At 35.8% G+C, this 24,356-nt stretch carries 18 protein-coding genes; 3 read left to right on the top strand and 15 right to left on the bottom strand.

Annotated elements, in window-relative coordinates; translation table 11 throughout:
• Positions 1-60: 60 nt before the first annotated feature.
• The 5 genes from BN1066_RS06840 to BN1066_RS06820 all read right to left on the bottom strand — a co-directional run bounded on the left by BN1066_RS06840 (position 61) and on the right by BN1066_RS06820 (position 3,966).
• A complete protein-coding gene (locus BN1066_RS06840; RefSeq protein ID WP_245799720.1) occupies positions 61-1,173 on the bottom strand; it encodes a sensor histidine kinase in 1,113 nt (370 codons plus the stop codon).
• Positions 1,157-1,843: a response regulator transcription factor gene (locus tag BN1066_RS06835; RefSeq protein WP_077318694.1), complete on the bottom strand. Its 687-nt coding sequence runs from the start codon at positions 1,841-1,843 to the stop codon at positions 1,157-1,159. Before BN1066_RS06835 ends, BN1066_RS06840 begins: the two co-directional genes overlap by 17 nt.
• A 114-nt stretch (positions 1,844-1,957) precedes the next feature.
• Positions 1,958-2,566 carry a redoxin domain-containing protein gene (locus BN1066_RS06830; protein ID WP_077318693.1) on the bottom strand — a complete coding sequence of 203 codons (609 nt, stop codon included), beginning with the start codon at positions 2,564-2,566 and terminating at the stop codon, positions 1,958-1,960.
• Positions 2,567-2,578: 12 nt separating this feature from the next.
• Positions 2,579-3,322 (bottom strand): cytochrome c biogenesis CcdA family protein, encoded by a 744-nt coding sequence (locus tag BN1066_RS06825; RefSeq protein WP_077318692.1) that lies wholly within the window; start codon positions 3,320-3,322, stop codon positions 2,579-2,581.
• 236 nt (positions 3,323-3,558) lie between these two features.
• The gene (locus BN1066_RS06820) at positions 3,559-3,966 is read right to left on the bottom strand and encodes a hypothetical protein (RefSeq protein ID WP_077318691.1); all 408 of its coding nucleotides are present in this window, start codon (positions 3,964-3,966) and stop codon (positions 3,559-3,561) included.
• Positions 3,967-4,641: 675 nt separating this feature from the next.
• On the opposite strand from BN1066_RS06820, the gene BN1066_RS06815 reads away from it, so the two are divergent.
• The gene (locus BN1066_RS06815) at positions 4,642-5,517 is read left to right on the top strand and encodes a LysR family transcriptional regulator (RefSeq protein ID WP_077318690.1); all 876 of its coding nucleotides are present in this window, start codon (positions 4,642-4,644) and stop codon (positions 5,515-5,517) included.
• A gap of 282 nt (positions 5,518-5,799) precedes the next feature.
• Here BN1066_RS06815 and BN1066_RS06810 read toward each other — a convergent pair whose 3' ends face one another.
• Positions 5,800-11,577 (bottom strand): DUF4073 domain-containing protein, encoded by a 5,778-nt coding sequence (locus BN1066_RS06810; RefSeq protein ID WP_179104306.1) that lies wholly within the window; start codon positions 11,575-11,577, stop codon positions 5,800-5,802.
• A gap of 969 nt (positions 11,578-12,546) precedes the next feature.
• On the opposite strand from BN1066_RS06810, the gene BN1066_RS06805 reads away from it, so the two are divergent.
• A complete protein-coding gene (locus BN1066_RS06805) occupies positions 12,547-13,065 on the top strand; it encodes an acyl-CoA thioesterase (RefSeq protein ID WP_077318688.1) in 519 nt (172 codons plus the stop codon).
• A 20-nt stretch (positions 13,066-13,085) separates the two neighbouring features.
• A complete protein-coding gene (locus BN1066_RS06800; RefSeq protein ID WP_077318687.1) occupies positions 13,086-13,454 on the top strand; it encodes a hypothetical protein in 369 nt (122 codons plus the stop codon).
• A 27-nt stretch (positions 13,455-13,481) separates the two neighbouring features.
• Here BN1066_RS06800 and BN1066_RS06795 read toward each other — a convergent pair whose 3' ends face one another.
• The 9 genes from BN1066_RS06795 to BN1066_RS06755 form a co-directional block, all read right to left on the bottom strand.
• A complete protein-coding gene (locus tag BN1066_RS06795) occupies positions 13,482-14,849 on the bottom strand; it encodes a sodium/glutamate symporter (protein WP_077318686.1) in 1,368 nt (455 codons plus the stop codon).
• A gap of 303 nt (positions 14,850-15,152) precedes the next feature.
• Entirely contained in the window at positions 15,153-15,920 is a 768-nt protein-coding gene (locus tag BN1066_RS06790; RefSeq protein ID WP_077318685.1) for a sporulation protein, read from the bottom strand.
• Positions 15,921-16,256: 336 nt separating this feature from the next.
• Positions 16,257-17,693, bottom strand: coding sequence for an N-acetylglucosamine-specific PTS transporter subunit IIBC (gene nagE / locus BN1066_RS06785; RefSeq protein ID WP_077318684.1), 1,437 nt, complete (start codon positions 17,691-17,693; stop codon positions 16,257-16,259).
• A gap of 118 nt (positions 17,694-17,811) precedes the next feature.
• Positions 17,812-18,633 carry a PRD domain-containing protein gene (locus tag BN1066_RS06780; RefSeq protein ID WP_077318683.1) on the bottom strand — a complete coding sequence of 274 codons (822 nt, stop codon included), beginning with the start codon at positions 18,631-18,633 and terminating at the stop codon, positions 17,812-17,814.
• Between the two features lie 735 nt (positions 18,634-19,368).
• Entirely contained in the window at positions 19,369-19,851 is a 483-nt protein-coding gene (locus BN1066_RS06775; RefSeq protein ID WP_077318682.1) for a PTS sugar transporter subunit IIA, read from the bottom strand.
• A 245-nt stretch (positions 19,852-20,096) separates the two neighbouring features.
• The gene (locus BN1066_RS06770) at positions 20,097-20,909 is read right to left on the bottom strand and encodes an undecaprenyl-diphosphate phosphatase (protein ID WP_143695757.1); all 813 of its coding nucleotides are present in this window, start codon (positions 20,907-20,909) and stop codon (positions 20,097-20,099) included.
• A gap of 535 nt (positions 20,910-21,444) precedes the next feature.
• Entirely contained in the window at positions 21,445-21,636 is a 192-nt protein-coding gene (locus BN1066_RS06765; protein ID WP_077318680.1) for a hypothetical protein, read from the bottom strand.
• An 831-nt stretch (positions 21,637-22,467) separates the two neighbouring features.
• Positions 22,468-23,412: an ABC transporter permease subunit gene (locus BN1066_RS06760; RefSeq protein ID WP_077318937.1), complete on the bottom strand. Its 945-nt coding sequence runs from the start codon at positions 23,410-23,412 to the stop codon at positions 22,468-22,470.
• Between the two features lies 1 nt (position 23,413).
• Complete coding sequence (locus BN1066_RS06755) at positions 23,414-24,328, bottom strand: ABC transporter ATP-binding protein (protein WP_077318679.1); 915 nt, start codon at positions 24,326-24,328, stop codon at positions 23,414-23,416.
• Positions 24,329-24,356 lie beyond the last annotated feature (28 nt).

Below are 24,356 nucleotides of genomic sequence, written 5' to 3'. Positions count from 1 at the left end.
AGATTAGGGGAAAAATAGAGGCTAGCATTTTCAAGGTTTAATAAATCGCTCCCTAAGCTTTTACGCAGATCCTCCCATCTCCCTTTTTAACGGCAGTTTTACATAAAAGGTATTCTCGCCACAAGAGGAAGGTGCAACGCAAATCTTTCCATGGTGCTTTTCAACAATCTCCTTGGCGATTGCGAGTCCTAATCCAGCTCCTCCTGTGTCCCTGCTACGTGATGATTCAAGGCGATAAAAACGTTCAAAAATCTTATCCTTTTCCCTTTCCGGTATTGGCACACCTGGGCCTGAGACAGCAATACTGTACCATGCTCCTTCTTTACTTCCATGAATACGAATTGTGCCTGAGCCCTTATAATATTGGATTGCATTGTCTAATAGATTACTAACTACCTGCTGTATTCCTTCTGAGTGGATGAATAAATCTGCAGCCTCCACATGAAGTTTTAACTGCATATTTGCTTGCTTTAATGTCCACTGAAACATAGAAGTGCATTGCTCTAAGAGTGGTTTTATCGAAGCTATTTCTTTTCTAGTAGATGTTTTTGCAGTAGTCTGATCCCATTGTTTTAATTGGTCAAATTGATCCAATAAGGAGGTAAGACGCTGTGATTCTTGGTAGAGTGCTGTATACAATTTCTGATCTCCGACGATATCGCCAGATTCTAAAGCCATTAAATAACCGCTGAGATTGGATAGAGGTGTGCGAAATTCATGGGAGATATCTGAAACAAGTTTTTTCCGATCTGCTTCATTTCGATTTAACTGTGCGATTAGTTCATTATATTGTTGGACTAACTGACCAATTTCATCCTTTCTAACGATGGGGATCGGATTAGGATATTTCCCTTTTTTTAATAGTTGAGTCGCTTCTAAAAGGCTGCGAATAGGCTTTAATAAGCGTTTCGTTAAATAAAAGTACAGAGCAGATGCGATGAAAATAGCGATTACGACAAATAACCATACATAGCTTAACAAGGTTTGATTAAATTGCTGCTGCCTGAGTTCATCAAGGTTTCCAACACCTGCGGCTAAAAAGCAGGCAGTGTTATAAAGTGCCCAGCCACTAATAAATAAAGCAACACCAATAACTAAGAAATACAAAAATGTTAATCGCCAAAAAAAACTAACTGGTAGGAAGCTGGTTATTTTTTCAATTAGCTTGGACAAATTTATACCCCATTCCACGTACAGTTTGAATTCGTTTTGGCTTGGCAGGCTCTTCCTCAATTTTTTCTCTTAATTTTTTAATATGTGCATCAATGGTTCGATCCATCACGTTATTTTCTGAATGAGGGTAGAGTTCATTGACAAGCTGTTCTCGAGAAAGAACAATATTAGGATGCTGCATAAAAACATAAAGCAAGTTAAATTCAAATTTTGTTAGCTGAATTAGCTCATCATGAAGTAGCACTTCACCTTTTCTTGGTTTGATGCAAAGGCCGTTACTTACAATCTTTTGGCAAAATTGACCGGTACGGCGTAATACTGCCTCTATATGTGCGATGAGCTCATTTGGATCAAACGGTTTGGTCATATAATCGTCTGCTCCGATTCTTAAGCCGGTTATTTTTTCTTCAATGCTTGTTTTTGCTGACAGCATGATGATAGAGACTTCCCCATTTTCTAGCTCCTTCACCCATTTACAGAAGTCTTCACCACTTAATTTAGGAAGCATTAAATCAAGAATAATAAGACAGGGGTGATACTTTAAAAATACAGTCTTTGCTTCTTCGCCATCAGCCGCTTCTACAACCTCGTAGCCATTTTTTTCTAAATAAATACGTATCAGATTTCGTATCATTTTATCATCTTCAACGACCATAATTGTCTGTTTCATGATCTCACCTCAACATTAGTTTAACGAGTTAGAGGAGGAAATGATACTATAATGCAATTGCTTGTTCCAAATAGTGATCCTACATGTGTAAAGCGTTTTTTCGTACAGTACCTGCTATTCCATTTTTTCAAATTCTTGAACCATCAAATCATAGTTCATTGCGCCAAATGCTTTAAATTGGATTACTCCCTTACTATCGACCATAAAGGTAGTAGGAATAGGCTGAATTTGATATGTGTTGGCAACTTCAGTGTTCTCATCTTTTAAAATAGGGAATGTAAGATCATAATCATTAACAAAATTTTGGATGTTGATTAAGCTTCCCTCCGTTTCCGTTAAATTTACGGCTAGTATGTTGACATCTTTGTTCTCGTGAAATTTTTGCATATCAGGCATTTCAGCACGGCATGGCGGACACCATGTAGCCCAGAAGTTAATCATTACTCGTTCACCACGCAGATCGGATAATTGAATTGTTTCTCCTTCCAGAGTAGGAAGCTTAAAGTCAGGAGCAGTATTACCGACTTCCAGCCCCTCCTCACTGGCATCGCCTGTCTTCTCGGTCTCATTGCTTTGATTGACTTCAGATGTTATTTTATTTCCTGAAACGGAACTGTCTGAGCCGTTTGTTTCTTGAATCGTATCATTTGAGGAAAAAACAAAATCATAAAGCGCCCAACCAAACATTCCTACAATAATAATAATGAGTATCGCTTTTTTCATAAAAACTTCCTCCTAACCTAAGTTTACCAGCCACGTATCTTTTACAAGATTTAATAAAAATGCGGAAATTCTTGGCATTAATCCGAAAAATAATAGTATCCCCATAAGAATCATAATAACTGCACCAATCTTCATGATAATGCCACTATATTTAACAATCCACCGTGTTGAACCGAGGAAAAAGGTTAGAATGAGAAATGGCAACGCAAAACCAATAACATAGAAGAGCGTATACCATGCCCCTTGTGTCGGGTTAGCAGCTGCAACGACTAAGATGGACGCGAAAATTGGTCCAATACAAGGGGTCCAACCTGCAGCGAAGCCCATTCCAACAAAAATAGTGCCTAAATAGCCAACTGGTTTTTTCGAGAATTGAAATCGCTTCTCTTTCATAAATGAAGTAATTTTTAACCAGCCGCCAACAAATAATCCCATGATAATAATAAAAATCCCAGCAATTCGTTGGATAAATTCGCCGGATTCCCCAGCTAATAGTCCTTGTATCCATTGACCTAAGAACGAAACCCCTATTCCCAGGCTGATAAAGATGAGTGATACACCCAGCAAGAAGAAAATCGCATGAATAAGCAGTTTGCTTCTTATTTTGACATGATGATTTGTTTCTAGTTCTTTAACGCTCATTCCGGTTATATATGATAAATACGCCGGAAAAATCGGTAATGTACAGGGAGAAAGGAATGAAAGCATTCCCGCCCCTAATGCCAACCAGATTGTTAGATCAGCTGTCGCTGTCATAAAGACACCCTCTTTCTTCTAATTACAAATAAAACCATGCAAATCATACCAACAACAATATAAAGTAGTGGGTGGATCATATATCCGAAAATGGTTGTATATGGCAATAGATTGCTCAGAATCAGCTTTCCGATTACCCAACATAACGTGATGGTGATGATCAGTGTACGCTGTTGCAGACGTTCTCGTAAACGTAAAAATAAGAGAAGCAAGAACATCATTAATAGAAAATTTCCTCAAGCAAATTGGTTATTAAGCCAAACGATATCAATAAATTGATAGGTGAAAGATGCTGAAAGGAATACTGGAATAAAATGAAACAGCAATTCTTGGATATTCAGACCACGCTTTTTACGATGATAGCTTATTTGGATGAGTATCAGGAAAAGTGCCAAATAAAAGGCTTGGGCATTACTTGGATAAGCTAATACAGCAACAGGATCTGAGATAAACAAGGGGAATTGCCAAATAATTTTTGCCAGCCAAATAAAAAGGACAAAATTAATGATATAAGAAGTTAACTGCTCGATTACTTTTTTTCTTTCGTTCACTCCCAGTTTGCTACTTATATAATAAATAGCTAAACCAGCAGCAATACTTATTGTATTAATCGCAATCGTCATTAACACAGTAGTTGATAGCATATGCTGTCCTCCAAGTTCATACCAAATCTTCACCTAGTATAAAAAAGGAATATGAAAATTTGATGAAAGTAAAGATAAAATATAAAAAAGCTGTGTCTAGCTACAATGCCATCGCAAATGTTACAGAAAAATAAAGAAGTTTGATTAATAGTTTAGCAATAATAATAATAATTATAAACCTTCACAAAGATGTAAATAAAATAATTGTGTTACTATTATATTAATGCCAGACTATTCTTAGTACGTGGGAGGGTTTTATGAGCTTCATAGTGAAACAGGCTTATATCAAGGAGAAAGAAGGGTGACAAGTCTAGAGCAAATAGACATTGGACATGATCGGATGTTGTATTTATTGCTTAGAAAATTATATCGGTATCAACATGGTGGATCGCTTTTTTGAAATGATTAATCAGAAATTAGCGATGGTAAGATAATTTGTTTTTACATGTTATCTAAAAAGTTTGTTGTGTACCATTAAAAAAGAAAGCGCTTTGTTACAAGAGGTGAAACGTAACTTTAGACATCAATAAAATCTGAAATCTAGCGTAGAAGCAGACTCGACAGTGAAGAAATTAACGGATAAGGTACGTAACTAGACCAGGTTCGTTAAAGGCGTGGCTAGCCAAATTTTCGTTTTAAAAGGTAATAATCATTTAGGGGGAGCAGAGAAGGAAAGTGGAAATCAAGCATTTACAGTATTTTATGGAAGTTACGAAAACAGGGAGTTTTACGCAAGCTGCGAATCAATTGTACATCACCCAGCCAGCGATTAGTCGAATTATAAAATCACTTGAAGAAGAACTTGGGTTTCCATTATTTATCCGTTCACGAAAAAAATTAGTGTTAACAGAAGCCGGTAAAGTATTGCATGAGCATGCTAAAAAAATAGATAAACAATATCAGGCGATGTTATTTGACTTAGAGCAGTTTCAACAACTGAAAAAAGGTCATATGCGTATCGGTTTGCCATCGATTACAAATGCATTTTTCTTTTCGCAATTCATTGCCTCCTTCCATCGAAGATATCCAGATATTACGTTTCAATTGGAAGAAGATGGGTCAAAACGGATTGAAGAAAAGGTGAACGAAGGCGAGTTGGATTTTGGAGTTGTCGTTTTACCTACACAGGATGATTTTGCCACTTATACATTTATTCAAGAAGGATTAAAATTGATTGTCCCAACTACCCATCGTTTCGCGCATAAAAAGAAGATTACATTAAACGAGTTGAAAGAAGAATCCTTTATTATGTTTAATAACGACTTTTCTTTACGTGAAAGTATCGTGTCTGCTTGTAAGGATACAGGATTTGAGCCTAAGATCATTTTGGAGACATCACAGTTGGATTTCATTGAAGAAATGGTAGCATCCAATGTTGGGATTACCTTCTTACCAGATAGTACTTGTAGAGAGCTAACAGATAAGGTTACATCTATTTCTGTTGCTAATCCAACGATAAAATGGGAATTAGCGTTAATTTGGAAAAAAGATGGGCATCTTTCCTCTGTCATGCAGGAATTTGTACGGTTTGCTAAGGAAACATTAATCTAATTTTTTTCTGCTTTTTTTATTAGTAGTGGGCTTTTTTTAAGTAGGATAAACGCATTTTTTCTGTCTTAAGCTCATCCAGTGAATGAACGGACTTCGTATATGTTTTGCATCAGCATTTTTCATAACTCAATGCAGCGCTTTTATTACTTATAAGAGAAAAACCTATAGACAAGAAGTTTTTAAGTGACTTGTCTACAGGTTTTTTTATTGGTTGAGGTGTTTTTCACAACGTCCCCTTTTTAATACATGGATAGTAGTCAGTTGGACTTGGAAAGTACATCTTTATTTACCATAAAGAAATTTAGCATCTCCCCATATAGCGGCGTCATTTCCCTTTCCATTGCCGCCATCTGTAACCACTAATTTTAATTGTTTTGCTCCAGCAATATTCACCTTCATCAATTTTTGAGCTGTATCTTTTTTCATAACATCCGTTTCCTCTACAAGCTTGCCATCTACATAAACTTTAAATGCTACAGATCCTTTATTATTAGCTTCTCTAGATACACCTACATAACTTGTAAAAAAGCTATAATTTTTGCCAGTTAAATCATAAATCGTTTCTGAATGAGCATGCGTTCCTATACCTTTTTCATAAGTGACTTCTTTTTCACCATCCCAGAGACGAAGCGGTGTACTATTAATGGTTAAATCCTTTTTAGTACTACGCCATCCTGATCTTGCTGATACCCACTCCATATCACTTGCATAGTCAAAATTCTCTTTTTGAGCTGGTGTCACTGTTAGTTTAACTATTTTTGTTGACAAATTTCCATTACTATCTACTACTTTATATTCTATTTGAAACTCACCTACACTATTATCAACATAGTTTGTAGTATACGTAATTTTTGAGGTTAAATCACCATCTTCAACATCTGTTGCTGTAACTTTAGCTAAAATATCATCAAAATTTACTTGATTTCCTTCGGTAAAAGTTACATCTGTAGCATGGATTACAGGACTTTTTCCCTTAAATTTTTGTAGCTGTGTAATTGCAGAATTTATATCATGATAAGCATTGTCTATTTCCGTTTGTTCAGCTCTTTCATTGCTTAGAACAGATTTTCCGACACTTAATTTTTCTTGAAGTACTTTCCATGAATCTTTTTCATAATCTTCTTCTTTTAAACGCTCTGCTTTTTCTACAGCTTCGCTAAGCTTAGAAGTATTTACAGGAATAACATTTTTATCCGCCATTAGGAATTTAGAATCTCCCCATATAGCACTGTCATTTCCCCCTCCATTGCCGCCATCTGTAACCACTAATTTTAATTGTTTTGCGCCAGCAATGTTCACCTTTATAAATTCTTGAGCTGTATCTTTTTTCATAACCTCCGTTTCTTTTACTAGCTTTCCATCTACATAAACCTTGAATACTACAGAGGTCCTGTTATTACCATCTCTAGACCCACCTACATAACTTGTAAAATAGCCATAATCTTTACCAGTTAAATCATAAATAGTCTCTGAATAAGCATGCGTTCCTATCCCTTTTTCATAAGTGACTTCTTTTTCCCCATCCCAGAGACGAAGCGGTGTACCACTAATGGTTAAATCCTTTTTAGTACTGCCCCATCCTGATTTTGCTGATACCCAATCCGTATCTGATACATATATGCTGCTATTTACTACGATAAGCTTTACAGTCTTTTCTGTTTTGTACCCTTCACTATCTGTTACGCTGTACACAATATCAAAGTTTCCTGTGCTTCCTTTTTTATAATTTGTAGTATACGTAACCTTTGAAGTTAAATCTCCATCTTCCATATCTGTTGCTTTAACTTTTTTTAGGATTTCATCAAAATGAACCACATCATCTTTTTCATAAGCTACATTAGTAGCTTCAATGACAGGTGCTGAATCTTTTGATACAAACTTAGCATCTGCCCATACGGAATGATCAGAATTGTTATTTCCATTTGAATCTACTACAAGTTTTACTTCTTTTGCATCTTTAATATCAACATTTACATATTTATATGGAGTTTTTGAAGTAACAACTCCAGAATCATATTTTAAATCTCCATCTACGTAAACTTTAAATATAACACTAGCTCCTGAGTTGTATGCAGTATCATCTAGCCCAACATAACTTTGGAAATTGGTATATCCAGTATTTTCCACATTATATATTATCTCTGAGGCTGCATGAGCTGTTATACCCTTTTTAAAGGTATCTTTTCCATATTTTGAATGTAAAACAATAGGACCACCGCTAACATTCGTATCTTTCTTAATGCTTCTCCATCCGCTCTTTCCGCTCTTATAATCAAGATCACTTAAGTAATCCATATCACTTACTACTTCTACTTCTTTTGTAATGGTTGTTTCATCATCACCTTGTGAAATTTTATAGGTAACAGAATATATCCCTTTTTTATTTACATCTACCGTATTTTTCACTACTTCAATATTGCTACGAATATCTTTTCCATCCGGATCTTTTACTGTAATATAATCCATTGGATGAAACTCTTTATAAAGAGGAATCGTAATTTTAGATGTAAAGCTTAATTCTTTATAATCACTAGGAGGAATTACACCTTTACCTGCAATTCTTACTAATACATCCATATCACTTATAAACGTAGGTGGATTGCTTTCTGAATATCTTACCCATGTTTCTCCATTATCCACACTATACTCCATAGAAGAATTTATTCCTTCTACAATATTTTTATTATCATCAGCTTGAACATTTGGAACGTTAGGAGCATGATTAATATCAATTTTAGCAATACCTGCATTATCTTTAATTCTAACTTTGATTCCGTGTTCAGCTTTAATTGCATTTAAGTCATTCTTAGCAAGCAACATGTTATTTTCAGTGATTGACTTCCAAGTTTTACCGCTATCTATGGTATATTCCATTGACTTATCGGTTCCCATCATTCTTCCTGCATTCTCACCATCAAAGCTAAAGCTTACATCTGGAACAACTACATTTTTAACATAAGATACCTTCCAAACCTGATTATTATTATGAACAAGTTTACCAAGAGTGATTTTTTGACGGTTACTATCTGCTGTGATAGCATACCCAGTGGCTACATTAATTATCTGGTATTCATCATTGCCTAAATTTACAATATTCCATTTTTGAATATCAAGCCCAGTATAAGTGGTTTGAGCCAATACAGTACCTTCTTTATCACTTAGTTCTTTTGGCGATAATACTTTTCCGCTATGTCTCATTACAATTTTGTATTCATTTTCACCTACAGAAACTAAATATGCAGTTTGGTTACCACCTCCACCGTATCCATATTGAATAAATGTAGCATTTTCTGAACGGCTACCACTAGCAACATCGATACTCTTTCCAGTAGCCTTATTGATGAACTTATATAATACTCTTTCGTCAAATTGTTTTTCCTTTTCTGCTGTGTAATGTAATATTACATCACTTCCCGCAAGAGTTGTACCTGTCGCCGCAGTTCTTACTATTAATTTTAAATCACCTCTTAAATCCACATTGAATTTTCCGTTATATCTAGTCCAAGTTGCACCATTATCCGTACTATATTCCATCGTGTTATCGAGCCCAGTAATTGTATTTTCCGTATCATTTCCTTCTACTTTCGGGGTCTTTGAACAAGCTGCAAAACTAATTTCAGCAGTTTCTTTTGAATTTTTGAATCTTACCTTCATAATTGTATTAGGACGAATATTCCTTAATTCTTCTGATGTTAGTGGCATATTCACTTCTGTTACTGCTTTCCAAGTTTTTCCGCCATCCATGCTGTATTCCATATCTATATTTGTACCTATAAGCTCTCCAGCATGGTTACCATCAAAGCTAAAGCTTGCATGGGGTGTTGGATCATTCGTTTTGAAAAGTCTTATTTCTGCAGCAGATACAAAATTTCTCCCTGCTTTTATCGCTTCAAGCTTTATATACTTTGTATTTCGCGCATTAAATGTAGCAGTTTTTGTTTTATCATCATTTGCCCATTTACCTTTTGAAACAAGCTTATAGTTTACACCATCTTTACTTGCATAAATCTTATACTCAGTTATACGCCCATTAGAGATACCGTCTTGTCTTGGCACATATTCAAGCTTATAGAGATTACTTATGTCCTTAAGCTCAAATGTGATTGCCTGTGGTAGTGGCTTCACATTTTCGTGAAAATTAGTATGCCAGAAAGAATAAATATTCCCATCATACGCATATTTAACTGGATTATCCCTATCAGCATCAGCTTTAACACTAACAATATCTGATGGAAGAATAAGTGAAGGATCAACTTTACTACTAAAGTCAAAGCTCTTTATTTCGCTTCCCAAAGTCTTGCCTTGAGCAGGAATTCTAGTCATAAATTTTAAATCTCCGGATAAATCTGGAAGCTTATCTTCTCCTTCATACTTTGTCCAAGTTTTTCCGTTGTCAGTACTATAATAAACCTTGTCATTCATTCCGAATAATTTATTTATATCATCGTTGGCATAAATCCTAGGAAGTGAAGGTGCTTTGTATATAGGAATTACAAGGTATTCCTTGGTACCTATAAGTCTTACTCTAATACCATTTTCTGCGGTAATAGAAGCTATTTCTTCATCACTAAGCTTCATATTATCTTCCATTACAGGCTTCCATGTTTTACCTCCATCAAGGCTGTATTCCGTATCAGTTTTACTTCCCATTAATTTACCAGCATTGTCTCCATTAAAATTAAAATCTGCTAAATACAGTCCATATCCAGACATTTTATTTCGAAGGAACTCTGCAATCTGTCTTTCTTTCCAATTGGAGCTGTAAGCTTTTTCTAATACGGAATGTAGATCAACAACATACTTCTGATACTTTTCTCTGGAAATTTCTGAATTTAATACTAAGTCTTGTATGGATCTAAACAAATCGTATACAACTGCTGGTTGGTCTTCAAAATTGTTTATGATAGAGTGAGCTGTTTCATCCCACTCATCCTGTGTAATCGGTTTGTTTTTCAACGGCTGATATACTTTAAGTTCTGAAGCAGATGCAAAATCGTTATGACCTTTTAAGGCTTCCAGTTTAAGATATTTTGCATTTCTCGTTTTAAATTCTAACGTTTTTGTGCTAGAATTGTTTGCCCAATTCCCATGTGAAACTAATTCATAATTTTCTCCATCAAGGCTTGTATAAAGTTTATATTCCGTTATATTCCCATTTCCTCCTCCTTTTCTTGGAAAATATGAGAATTTATTAATTTCATATACTTTATCAAATGAAAGAGTGATTGATTGTGGAAGGGTACTTCTTTTTCTGCCATAGTTTGTATGCCAAATAGTATCACTGTTTCCATCAATCGCTTTGTCAGCTCCTTCATTTGCATGGAAACTGGTAGTTGTTGCTGTTATGTTAGCGGATGGTATTTGTGTATTATCTACCGCATCCTGCCATAAATCCTTCATAGAATGTAGATAATCTCTCCATACATCTATATTCCATTTATCCACTTCCATTGCAACTTTACGTACGGATTGAGTTTTATCGTAATCTTTTAGTGCATCTGCAATCCATTTAAGCTGAAATGATTTGTGAAGCTTATCTTCATCAACTCTTGACTCTTCATATGCAAACCAATAGGCAACTCTATTGATTACATCGTTATAGTTCGTATAGGGAATCTTCGTACGCTCACCTATGCCTGAACTTCCCCAGCCTGATACATCGTAACCAATATCCCATTTTCCTGAAGATTTAGGTGAGTGAAAAACGTGAGCGGCATGCCCGGGTTGTCCGATTAAAAATCCAGGAATACCAAATGAATTGTGCACAATACTACCAAACATAGATGCAGTACCACAAACTCCACCTATTTCATGTACTTCTTTAATTGTTGCATCAGGACCAAAAAACTGATCTCCACTAGCACGAAATACACTGTATGGCTTTCCATTTGCATCTTTATACTTACTAATAGAAGTATACGGTGGATACCATACAGATACTTTTTGATTATTTGCATTATATCTATCTTTATGAATTACTTCTCTTACATAATCTAAATCCCAGTTACTAGCTGGAGCAGCTATAGTATTTCTAAGTTCCCATACCGTTCTTGTTTTCATACTTACAGGAAACTTACCTTCCGCTTCACGAACCTTATAATATTCATATCTCTCATATGGTGTTACTAAGGTTCTTGAAGTATACCATTTGGGCACACCATTTCCGAACTTCATCGCAGAGGCAATTGCCAACTTTAATTCATAACCAGTATGTGAATCAGGGTCTTTACTCCAAATTTCATACCATACGTTAAATGCTTTTGCATATTCAGTATCCGGCTCCCCACCTTCTAAGAAAAGATTCATCGCTTCTGTGTTGTCAAGCAGCCAGTCCATAAATTCCTTCTTTTCTGGTGTAGTTACGAAGTCTTCAATTGCTGAGGCACCTGCCTTATGAAGAAACTCTCTCTGTGCTATAGCTTTTTTAAAATTCTTATCAGCCAGATTATTTTCTAAGGAATCAGAACTTATGTCACTACCAACTTTTTGATTAATAAACAAAGTTAGTTTATTAAAAAAATCAGCGTATTGGTCTTTTTTATCCGGTATAGCTGGCACAGTTGCATTAGCTTCCGCTAGGGACACATTTGAAACAAATAAAAACAGTATACTAAGCAATAATAATAAGATTACCTTGTGTTTCTTTGTAGTTATTAACATGAATTTCACCGCCTTTAAATTAGATTGTATAATATTGAGCAATGCTGATTTTTTAAGCTCATCGTTTATATCGTACAGTTTTAATTTAAGATGTAGCAAAAAATGTGAAAAATTGAACATAAAGGTAAATTTATGTTCAATTGTTTTTTTACGCTTGCGTTAATCTTCTCGCTCTCTTAGTTATAGCAAAGGTAGTTCACCTCTTCCGTCATTCTAATCACCTTCTAAAAGATAAAAAATGTAATTAAAGCCCTTACATAACATTTTGTTATGCATGGCATCTAATATCGGCATTTTACGAAAGCCACCATTGGGGAATATAATAGACCTGAGTAGGAAAGAATAAAATTGAATAGATAAGGTGATACAATGCGCGCGAAAAAGTGTAAAGATACGCGAATCGTTCAAAATGATCAAGTTTTGATTAACGATTTAAATAATTACCACACTTTGTTCGGTGGAGTTTTAATGAAGAAGTTAGATGCATGTGCCACCTTGTCAGCAAGGAGACATGCACGAGTAAAGGAGTGCGTGACCGCTTCTACAGACTCAGTGAACTTTAATTCGCCAATTCGACAAAGTGATTCGGTATGTATTGAATCCTTTGTATGTTATACAGGTAGAAGCTCTATGGAAATCTTCTGTAAAGTGATTGCAGAAGATATGATAACCGCTGAGCGTCGAATTGCAGCTACGGCTTTCCTAACCTTTGTTGCATTAGATGAAGCTAAAAAGCCAACAGAGGTACCAGAAATTATTCCAGAGTCAGAAGAGGAAAAATTTCTCTATAAGACTGGAGAAGAAAGGGCAAAAATCCGTAAGCTGAAACGGCAGCAAAATAAGGATTTAGTTGCTAAATTATCAGTTAAAAAGCCTTGGGATGAATAAGAAAGAAGGGGAGATAAGAATTGATTATTACATCAAGCTATGAAGAGCTAGTTCAGGCAAAGCGGGCAATTGCAAAATTTAAAGCAACTAAACCTGAAGTATACCAGCAATTTTTACGTATTATTCACTTAACAAGACAATTACAATTTAACTTCCAATATATGGGTTGTATCATTATGGATGAAGACCCAAGCAAGTTTCGCCCAAAAGTGCATGACGAGTATATTTTAAAAGTGTATGAGGAAGAAATAGACAAGTTAAAAAGAAACCAAAAAGTTAAGGAACTAAAACAACTATTAGATGCGTATAAGCAAATAGGATATGGGAAATTAACAGGTCTTATTTTAGGTAAACAGCCGCTTTCCTTAGTTGGTCCAGCTGTTGTATAAACGAAATTACCAGTGCCGAGCTAACTACTAGCTCGGCATATTATATTCATCAATGTTGTTTTTTCTAGCTCCCCACCAACCTGTATATTTGTAAACTCCAATAATAATTGCGGTACCGAGTAAAAGAACAAGCGGAATGACCCACGTGAGCCCAGCGGCAAACAGAATTGGTGTAAAGGTGATAACGGCGATCTCAGCCGGCGCAACACCGATATAAGCCAGTGCATAATCTTCCGGAGTTTTACTTTTGAGCTCCGGATCAACAATGCGCAAAAGAGCAAGTCCCATTGCCACTGTACCCGTACTCCAGCCCCAACCAAACAGGGACTTTTCCAACCAGAAGTCCTGAAATATATTAGGACCCACAAAGCGGAATAAAATATATGCCCATAAGATCCCGAATGCAAACAGAATAATAAGTGGTAGAGCATACTCCATAACGACCGTAAGATTAATGGATGCAATCCCAATAGCTACAAGGAAATCAGTTGCTGTTCCGCCGATTCGCTCCATGACTCGTTGATCAATATAATCATCTGCTTTTACTTTGCGACTAAGGGATTGAAATAAAAGTCCAACGACAAAAGCGATACTGAATAATGGAACAGATACTGCTGGCATTAAATCAGACAGTATGTTCGTAATCCAATAAGCTATTCCAATGACAAACGCTATAACAGCTACATGTAGCACGAATGGATCAATGGAATTGGGAGAAACGGTTTCGACCCCCATATAGGAACGCTTATGATGTGGAATTAGTCCCGATTGTAATTCATTGGGAAGATCTTTAAAGCTGGTGATGAATTTGGTTTTTCCTTGTTCTGTACTGCGCTTGACGAGAAACAACCCTCCCAGTACTGCAACTAAAATTCCAACTGTAGCTGAGGTCATGGCAAGATCCATTGCCTCGTTCCAGCCAGCATGAGCAAAGCCTTCTCCAACTGCTGCTGCTGTCCCGTGACCGCCAACGAAGCCCGCTCCTAATATCAGACCAAAGCCACTTGGCAAATCAGAAAATAATGGAGTTAAAAAGAGTATTCCGAATAATGCTCCTGCTCCCCACATCGATAAGATGAGGATCATGGAATAGGAGAACATATTACGAACGCGTTGAAACACTTCTGACATATGGACTTTTGCTGCACCAATTGGGATGGCAGCGAATATCACTGCAATTAACAGACTAGGGTAGGTACCGAGCTGATCCGAAAAAGGTAGAAGGTTCCAGCCGCTTGGCCCAAGTGCAAGTCCAATAAATCCGGCAATCATACTAGCAGGTAAAAACAAAGATTGAATCCATTTAACTTTTGCCCGAAGTATCGTACCAACTAAAAGTAAAGCGGATATTATACTAATATCCATCATTAAATGCCAAATGGTAAATTGATTCATGTTGCTAGATTCCCCCTTGTATGAAACTTTTATAATAAATGAAAGGCATGCGTTTAATACGCGTGGTTATTAAGTAGTTTAACTATCTATCAAAGCGGGCTGATAGAGTGCGGAAATTTTATTATAACACCGTTAAAAGTGATTGTGAACGGTTTCAAAAAAACACATAATTTTACCATTAATTGAATATATGTGACTATTTATATAATTGCGGTGAGTGATTGATACAATTTCTGACATAAAAAAAGGGGGTAAGCTTATTTGTATAAGCTTTACCGCCATTTGATTAAAAAGTGAAAACCGTTACATATTTTCTTTGATTAATGCTGCTAATCGATCTGATAAATCGTCAACATCATCAAAGCCGTAGCGAATCGTCGCTTTACTCTCATCCAATTCAAACAAGTCTGTAAAGAAGTCTTTGTTTCTCATTTTTCGATCGACTTCTACAAGCACTACTACTTCCGATTCGTATACGAAAAATGCAGCTTCTAACTCATCTAATTTTCGTTTGTATTTTCCGCTAGTCGGTTTAAACTCAAATTCTTGAACAATTGGAAACTCTTTTTTTAATGGAAATGTACTTGGGGCAAATTCACATTCCACTTCTCTTAATTCAAAGCCAAGACGATCTGCTGCATCGAGAAAAGCATCGACTAGCGGGTGGGGTTTGACTTGTATGTAATCACTATCCCTAGGGTCCAATGCTTTTTTAATATCCATCCCAGTTTCCAACCATACTTTAGTTTTTCCTAATGATGCTGGTGTACGTAGAGGTAGTTGGAAGCTAAAAGGGATGGACTTTTTTTCATCTGGTTTTATAACAAACGCATCCGTGAGCTGGTAGCGTTTAATCATGTGTCGATTATTGGTATATTCTTTATCGCTACTTTCCACAGTATAATTCGTTAAGATACTTACATAGACTTTATCAATCTGTTGTTCAGAGTTTCCACCTTCTACTTCCAATACACCTTCTACAGTCTCTCCTGGTATAAAGTCTGTTTTATTTATTTTTGCATCGACCTTTGCTGACCCAATCCCCATGGAGTTAAATAGTTTTTTAAACATATATGCCTCTCCTCCTTTACTCCTAGTATACAAGAAGTGTATGGATAATTATAGGATCGTTTTTTGCAGAAAAAGTAACAGAACATAAACAAAATGACTCCTTCAACGTAATTTCGTAGGTTAACTTGATCATACTTTTTCAACAAAAACCAAATCAGAGATAATATCTTACTAAAGCTGTTCGGCTTATGGAATATTATCTTTTAAACTTGAAAGATTAAATAAAATATTAAAATCCGCCTTTCTGTCTATCTGGCAGAAAGGCGGATTAATAGTAAATCCTAGATTCGCTTTGCGTTGTGTGCATCTACTTATCTAGCACTTTCTTCTTTGTTATTATTTTCGAATTTTATCAATTTCATCGGCAACAAATTGAACATTTGTACCAACGATAACGTGGATACTCTTTGCTCCAACTTTATTGATACCAGGTACACCAGTAGCTTTGATTTTTGCTTCATCGACATTATTTATATCTCTTACCTCAACACGTAAACGGGTGACACAGTTCTCGATGGATGCCACATTAGTATCTCCGCCCAGTCCGTCATAAATTTGTGCTGCCATTTTAGCAAAGCGTTGATCAGACTTGATTTCATCTACACTTTCTTCTTCTAATAATTCATCATCTTCTCTTCCTGGTGTTTTTAAGTCTAATTTTTTAATGAGGAAGCGGAAGAGGAAGTAATAAATAACTGCAAATACTAAACCTTGAACAATTAACATGTATGGTTTATTAGCTAATGGTAATGGATAACTTAAGATATAATCGATAAAACCGGCGCTAAAGCCAAAACCAGATGTCCATTGGAAGAAAGCAGCAATTGCTAAAGAAAAACCTGTAAGCATTGCGTGAACAACATAAAGTGCAGGAGCTAAGAACATAAATGAGAATTCAAGGGGTTCTGTAACACCTGTAAAAAATGCGGCGAATGCTGTTGCTAAGAGCAATGAAGCTGCCTGCTTTCTTCTTTTTGTTTTTGCTGTATGGTACATAGCAAGCGCGGCAGCTGGTAAACCAAACATCATAATTGGGAAGAAACCTGCTTGATACATACCAGTTATACCCTTGATACCTGTACCATCACGGAATTTACCAATATCATCAATACCTGCTACATCAAACCAAAACACGGAGTTTAAGGCATGATGCAAGCCGGTTGGAATTAATAAGCGGTTAAAAAATCCGTAGAGACCTGCACCGATAGCGCCTAAATCACTGATTGCCGTTCCAAATGATACTAGTGAGTTATAGACAACGGGCCAAATGAAAAATAAAAGACCGGAAACAAACATCATAACTACGGATGTCATAATTGGTACAAGCCGTTTTCCACTAAAAAAGGCTAAAGAATCAGGAAGTTGTACATGACTAAAGCGGTTATACATAATGGATGCAACAATACCAGATATAATACCAATAAAAACATTTTTGATTTGCTCAAATGCCGGATTTACACTTTCTACCTCAATTCCTTGCAGTAGGGCAACAGAATCAGTAGAAAGCAGGGTTGTCACAACTAAAAAACCGACCAGGCCACTTAATGCAGCTGAACCGTCCTTATTTTTTGCCAATCCTAATGCAACCCCAATCGCAAATAAAATTGGGATGTTACCAATAATAGAATTACCTGCTTGATTTAGAAAAACAGCTACAGGATTTACTTGGTCGCTGTCAATCCAATAGCCAATCCCCGATAATATTGCAGCCGCAGGAAGTACAGCTACTGGAAGCATAAGAGACCGACCGAGTCGTTGCACATAATTCATCATAATAAATTCCTCCTTATAATTGTTATGAACGAAGGCCTGAATGATACTGTAATGACATAATAGTTAGTCATTGGTTTGAAAGCGCTACCAACTTAAAAAGGAATAAAATCAGCTTGTATTATTGGTATTTTTTAAGGCGTTCGATATGCAATGTAATATAGCCCAATTCTTCCGGAGGCAGCTCAATTCCATGATTTGCAGCAACTTTTTTAGCTACGTTAACAGAACAACGGTACGATCGTTTAAACTTTTTTTTAATCATCGCTAGCATTTCATCATCTAAGGAATGAGCTTCACAGTGATTTACTCTATTCAAGGCAAACCTTAGATGGGTCATTAATCGTTCATAAGCAATTGCACCTTCATTAAAGGTCATGTTTAAATCATTCTGAATAGCTTCAATCATGTCTTTTACAATCGCTGTTTGTCTTACCGTTTCATGCAAATCACCTCCTTTAATTTTCATTGTGTGGATGTGAAGAGCTATAAAACCTGCTTCATCGATGGGCAGTTCCATATTTAGTTTGTCTTTTACGTGATTAATCGCCCAAAGTCCAATATTGAATTCTTCTCGGTACATAATTTTAATTTCTTGCAAGAGCTTATTTTTTAAGTGAATTCCTTCTTTGCTGCGTTCAATAGCAAATGAGAGATGATCAGTCAATGCTAAAAGAATATGCTCATTCAGGTTTGTACTTAATTGCTTTTCAGCATAAGCGATAATTTCTTCTGATATTAGCAAGTGTTCTTCCGGGATTCGCATAATCAACTCCTGCAATTTTTCATTTTCTTTTAGTACAAATAGTTTTTCAATTTTTGCTGGATTAACAATATCTTTTCTCTTTTTATTAAAGGCTACACCAGCACCAATTGCGATTTTTTCTTGCTTGCCGTCTGTTACGATTACTGCGTTATTATTTAAGATTTTTGTAATTCTCACCGGAGGTCACCTCCTTTAGATGCCTGTATTCTTACCAGTGGTTTTAGGGATCTATGATATTTCATTTTACGCAGAATAAATTGCGAATAGTATATGCTTCAGCTTTGCTTAGGAGAAATTTTATTGATTAGCTATGTTACTGTTATCCAATTTGCATACAAAAGAAAACTTTAACGTGAGATAATTCGTTATCCGAAAAACACTAGGTTTTATCCCGTCTCTAAGGTGCTGAAAGACTCTCAATTCAAGAGTTTAGCGAATACGAAGAAGTTTAAGTTGGAGATAACGGCACCTAAATGCCCGTTTTGTTCGGGTCGAAAGGACAAGAAAAAACCACGACAGCGACACATCGCATGTAGAAAAAGTGAACTTCTTTTTCAAGGACGCCTGAGATGTTAACCTTTGTTTTTATTTCTATCAGTAGTGGGTGAAGGAAAAGCTCTACTGATAGATGTTTCATTTTATGTATAAATGTACCTAAGTTGTTTACACCAGAAAATGGATACTAGCCAGTTTCTAAGAAAAATCCAGGGCCTTCAAGACATGTATGGAAAGGCAGCAACTGGAATCCCCTAAAGTCAAAATAAACACCGACAAAATTAGTAACCTTCTTGGGGAGCGCAACGTCGTCCGCCCCTGATAAGAGGGCGGTTTATCCAGTTGCTAATCAAGTGTTTCCGTTTGTTAAAAAAGCACAAACTAGAAACCATCCAATACCGTAATTTATAATGAAGCTTAAGCAGTTACATTCATAATAACGGTTTCACTTGCAACACTTTGTTTTTCCTCTGTAAATGTAAGCTTTCGCTCATTGCTGTTTGTGATAATAATCGGCGTAATGATGCTAGATGCGTGTTGTTTAATATAATCTAAGTTTATTTCCATCAGTGGTTGCCCTTTAGTGACCGTATCGCCTGCAGCAACTTTTAGTTCAAATCCTTCCCCTTTTAAACTAACCGTTTCCAACCCTACATGAATGAGGATTTCCGTGCCATCGTTTGTAGCAAGTCCAATTGCATGTTTTGTTTCCGGTATTTGCACAACTTTTCCATCTATCGGTGAAAGTAGTTTTCCTTCACTGGGGATAATTGCAATTCCTTCTCCCATCATTTTTTGATTAAAAACAGGATCAGGTACTTCTTCTAACGGAACTATTTCTCCGTTTAATGGTGCATAAATAGCTTGTTCTTTTGATTTTTTAAATAGGTTCTTTAACATTTCTTGCACTCCTTGCTATTCTGAGTTTGATTTTTACTATTTTGTGACTAAGGGAGTATGTCTTTTTAGTTATAGCAAAAAAGGCACGGTAGTATACAGAGTCACAATAGTCACTCTATTATACCACCATGCCTAATCGTATTAGTAACATGTGATCGAATATTTATTATTACAATTATCATAACACCAATATTAGGAAAAATCAATGCATAAACGAAACCGTTTCCTTTTGCAATTGATCAAGTCTATAGAAATAGGATGACAAGTATACCAACAATAAGACAGTAATATGAAAAATAACCTAAATTGCCTTTAGCCATGATATTTTTAAGCCATTTAAATGCAACATAAGTAGCTATAAATGAGGCAAAGAAAGCAATCAGATTAGGGACTAGCAATGTACTAAATTCTGGACTTATTATAAAGTCAGGAACTTCTATGATCGTTGTACCTAAACTAACCGGTATATATAATAGAAAGGAGAAACGAAGTGCCGTTTCCTGCTTCATACCAACTAGCATGGACGCGACAATGCTTGCTCCGGAACGGCTAATTCCAGGCATAACAGCAAAAGTCTGGGCAATACCAACAATGAGTGCATCTTTTGTTGATAAATCTTCATCTGCTTTTTTCCCGCTCCGATGACGAATAATCCATACGGCAGCAGCTGTGATTAACAAGGTAAATCCAACGACATTTGTACCACTTAGGACTTCCCCAATCACATCGTTAAACAATAGCCCAATTACCCCTACTGGTATTGTAGCGATGATAAGATACATAATAAAATGAAAGTCATTTTTATACGTATCGTTTCCTTTCATGAGGTAAAGACTCCCATTTTTTATTAACCGCATGATATCATGACGATAAATCAGTAAAATAGCTAATAGAGAAGCAAAATTCACAAATATTTCAAAGGAGAGCCCTTTTGTTTCAATCCCAAACAATTCACGAACAATAACAATATGTCCACTGGAAGAAATGGGGAGCGGTTCAGTAATTCCCTGTACCAGTCCCAGTATTAAATATTGAATGATTGTCCACGTATCCGTAATTATTTCCATGTATGTAATTCCCCCTATAAGATGATTGGCTAAATTTATTTATGTTTACATAAACTGGGTTTGAAGCGATGAAGTTGGGAGACAATATTCAATCCACACAAATAGTAACATGAGAGAAGGAATTATTAGTTTGTTTTTTCTTACAATCATCTTTCAATTTTGTCACATATAAGGGAAGGTACTAAAAAGTTCATTTGTTTTGTATAATAAAGGAAATAACATCCTCCCAAAAGTGGTAAAACGTTTTTTGTCCTTGCTAAAACTTTTCCTTTATCTCTATCAATATACTTAATATAATCTTGGTATTCTTTTGCCCTTGGTATAACAAACGTACTTACTATAATTATTGCTGATCTAGTCATAGCTTACCTTTACAAAAAAAGACTTCTACCAAATCGTAAGTAGTAGAAGTCTCCACAATCATTAAATTTTTTACGCAATCTTCTGTTTTTTGCTTTTTCTTTTTAAAAGGTTCATGTCATAAAATCCATTTTAAAAAACAGTTCCTATTTCCACTTGATCATTTTTATTTTGAAAAAGTTTTTTTAGTGTTAATCCATCTATTTATTTTAGCTTTTTCTACAAACTCTTCCTCATTTTTGATATTTGGGGTTAAATTTTCTCCTTCGTCGTCTAATAAAACTCTTCCTTCTTTGTAATTAGGAATAAAATACCCTTTATTATTATAAAAAAACTCAATTTCTCTTCCTTGCTTCAATATGAAGTGTTATTGGCAAATCTTCAAAGTTCTTGTTTTTCAAATTGATCCCCCTACTTTCTTAATGTCCACTTCTTTTGCCGTTTTCTAATAATATCCGAAATTTTATATTTTTTTCTGTACTATGGAAAGTATATAGGCTTTATAGTATAAGAAAAACGATAGCTTTCGCCATAAAGATTTGGACAAGCCAAGTTTTTTTACCTTTTCCATTAAAGCATGTCGCTAAAGGACTTTTCTCTGTATGTACTAATACCTAATTTTGATGACAGTGAGTATTTTAAATTTCAGGGATTATTTATGCAACACTCGTGATCTACTTATCAATAATTGCATCATCCAATGTTTATGACACACAGCTTTAATGGAAGCAGAAAAGCTTGCTTACTTGATTTTCCCAAAGCATAACTTCATTGACCGACCACTTTGTTTGCTTTTATTTGTTCATCATTACTGTATAGACAATATTCTAAAAAGGGAATTAAAAAAGAACAAAAGTACAGGAACTTATTTAATATGAACGAACGGCAGAACTTCTGACGGGTTAAAGAAAACATTGGGGATGTGAGGAGCAATGTGGAAAGAAATTGAAGTTCACTCATAGCTAGCAATGCAATTAAACGACGAAGCTACCTTCAAATGAAATATTCACCATGTAGTACCGGGGATTTTTCCCTCGACAAATAAGGGCATGTTAAAAATCGGAATAATTGGTTGAGTATTTGCAGATGGATTAGGTTCAATGTTTATTTTTGAAAAATAAGATAGCCAATTAAAAAAAGGAAGAGAGCAGGGAATAGGAAAGCAGCTCTCTTCCTTAGACATCTATGATTATTGTCCTGCAACGTCTCGTTTTATAAACACGATCCACGAAGTCAATATGAAAACAACATAGTAGACAATCAAGACAGTAATGGAAAAGCCCAATGTCATCCCTTCAATCATTGGCGAATTCCCTCCAAAGTATTGTCTTAAATCCGTATTGGCGAACAAAATATATTTTACCCATTCTTTATCTGCAAGCATCTGAACAATAGAAGATCCGCCCATCAATAAAAACAGGGAAACACCGATTGCTAAGGAGCTATTACGGAACACGGTTGAAATCATAAATGCTAGGGTGGTCATCATAAGAAGATCCACTAGTCGAAAACTATAATTAGTGAATATATCTTTTATTAAGGGAATAGATGTAAAACCATCTTTAGCATCTTTAACAATGGTAGCGTCTATATCGCTAACCCCAAAGAAGATTGCTCCGATTAGCCATGCCGTGATAAAGAGAAACATAAGCGTATATAATGCGAATAATAAAACTGCAATATATTTGGAAAGCAGGATGCCACTTCTTTTAATTGGGCGAATGAGTAGCAGCTTAATGGTTCCCCAACGGAATTCGTTGGCAACGATTCCCGCGGCAATAATAATCACTAATAAACTGACAACCGTTAATAACCCAGCGTTTTCTCCAACGAACTGCCAGGCGTCATAAGCAGCTGGTTGAATATTCTGTTCTAAATAATAATTGTTTTTCTCAATAAGATAAGGATTATTGCTTGCTGCAAATTCGTCTTTTTCCATTTCCTTAGTTAATTTTTGATTTTCTTCTTTCAATTCTTGACGCCAGTTATCACCTTGGTAGTTTTCATTCGGAACACCATAGTAATTGGTGGTAAAGGCAAAAGTGAAAATTAATCCGGCTAAGATGAGATACATAAGCCAGGTAGATTTTCTTGTATATATTTTTACTTGTTCATTATGAATAAGCTTTATCATTCTACTCAATTGTATTCTCTCCAATCAGTTCAAAGAATTGATCCTCTAACGAACCATTTGCTGTTGTTATTTGATAAATAGCGCAATTGTTTTCAACCATACATTTAATAATTTTTGGAATTTGTTCTTTTTTACAGCGGAATGATAGATTTCCATCTAATTCTACTGCCTCTAATTGGAGTTGTTCATTTAATATTTGTTTTGCTTGATCCATAGGGGCTACTTTCAGATGATGCAGCAGGTTATCATTTTCTACTTCTCCAACTTGTTGAAGCTTAATAAGCTTACCATTTTTAATAATTCCGATACGATCACACATTTGTTCAATCTCAGACAACAAGTGGCTGGAAATGATAATAGCTACATTTTCCTCCTTGGCTAACTTGCGAATATGCTCACGCATTTCACGAATTCCTGCTGGGTCTAACCCATTAGTAGGTTCGTCAAGTATTAATACGGATGGTTTATGTAACAATGCCTGGGCGATCCCTAAACGTTGCCGCATTCCTAATGAATATTTTCCAGCCCTTTCATGGATTGGCTTTTCAAGGCCCATTAGCTTGACTACTTCTTGCATTCGTTCTTTTGTAACACCCGGCATCATACGAGCGTAATGTTTTAAATTTTGCCAACCAGTCATAAAAGGGTACATTTCCGGATTTTCTACAATCGCACCGACTTCACGAATGGCTTTTTTAAAGTCTGTTTTAATGCTGTTTCCTTGAATTAAAACGTCTCCTTCCGTGATGTTGATTAATCCAACCATCATGCGAATGGTTGTGGTTTTCCCGGCACCATTTGGTCCAATAAAACCGAATACTTCCCCAGATTGAATAGAGAAGGAGAGCCCTTTGATAATTTCTTTTTTTCCAATCGTTTTTTTCAAGTTAACTAATTCCATTGCTGCATTAGCCATTAGGTTACCTCCGTAAATTTAAAGTTAT

This window comes from Virgibacillus proomii, from assembly GCF_900162615.1.
GTDB classification, from domain to species: Bacteria; Bacillota; Bacilli; order Bacillales; family Amphibacillaceae; genus Virgibacillus; species Virgibacillus proomii.
This window is presented reverse-complemented; position numbering and strand designations above follow the sequence as displayed.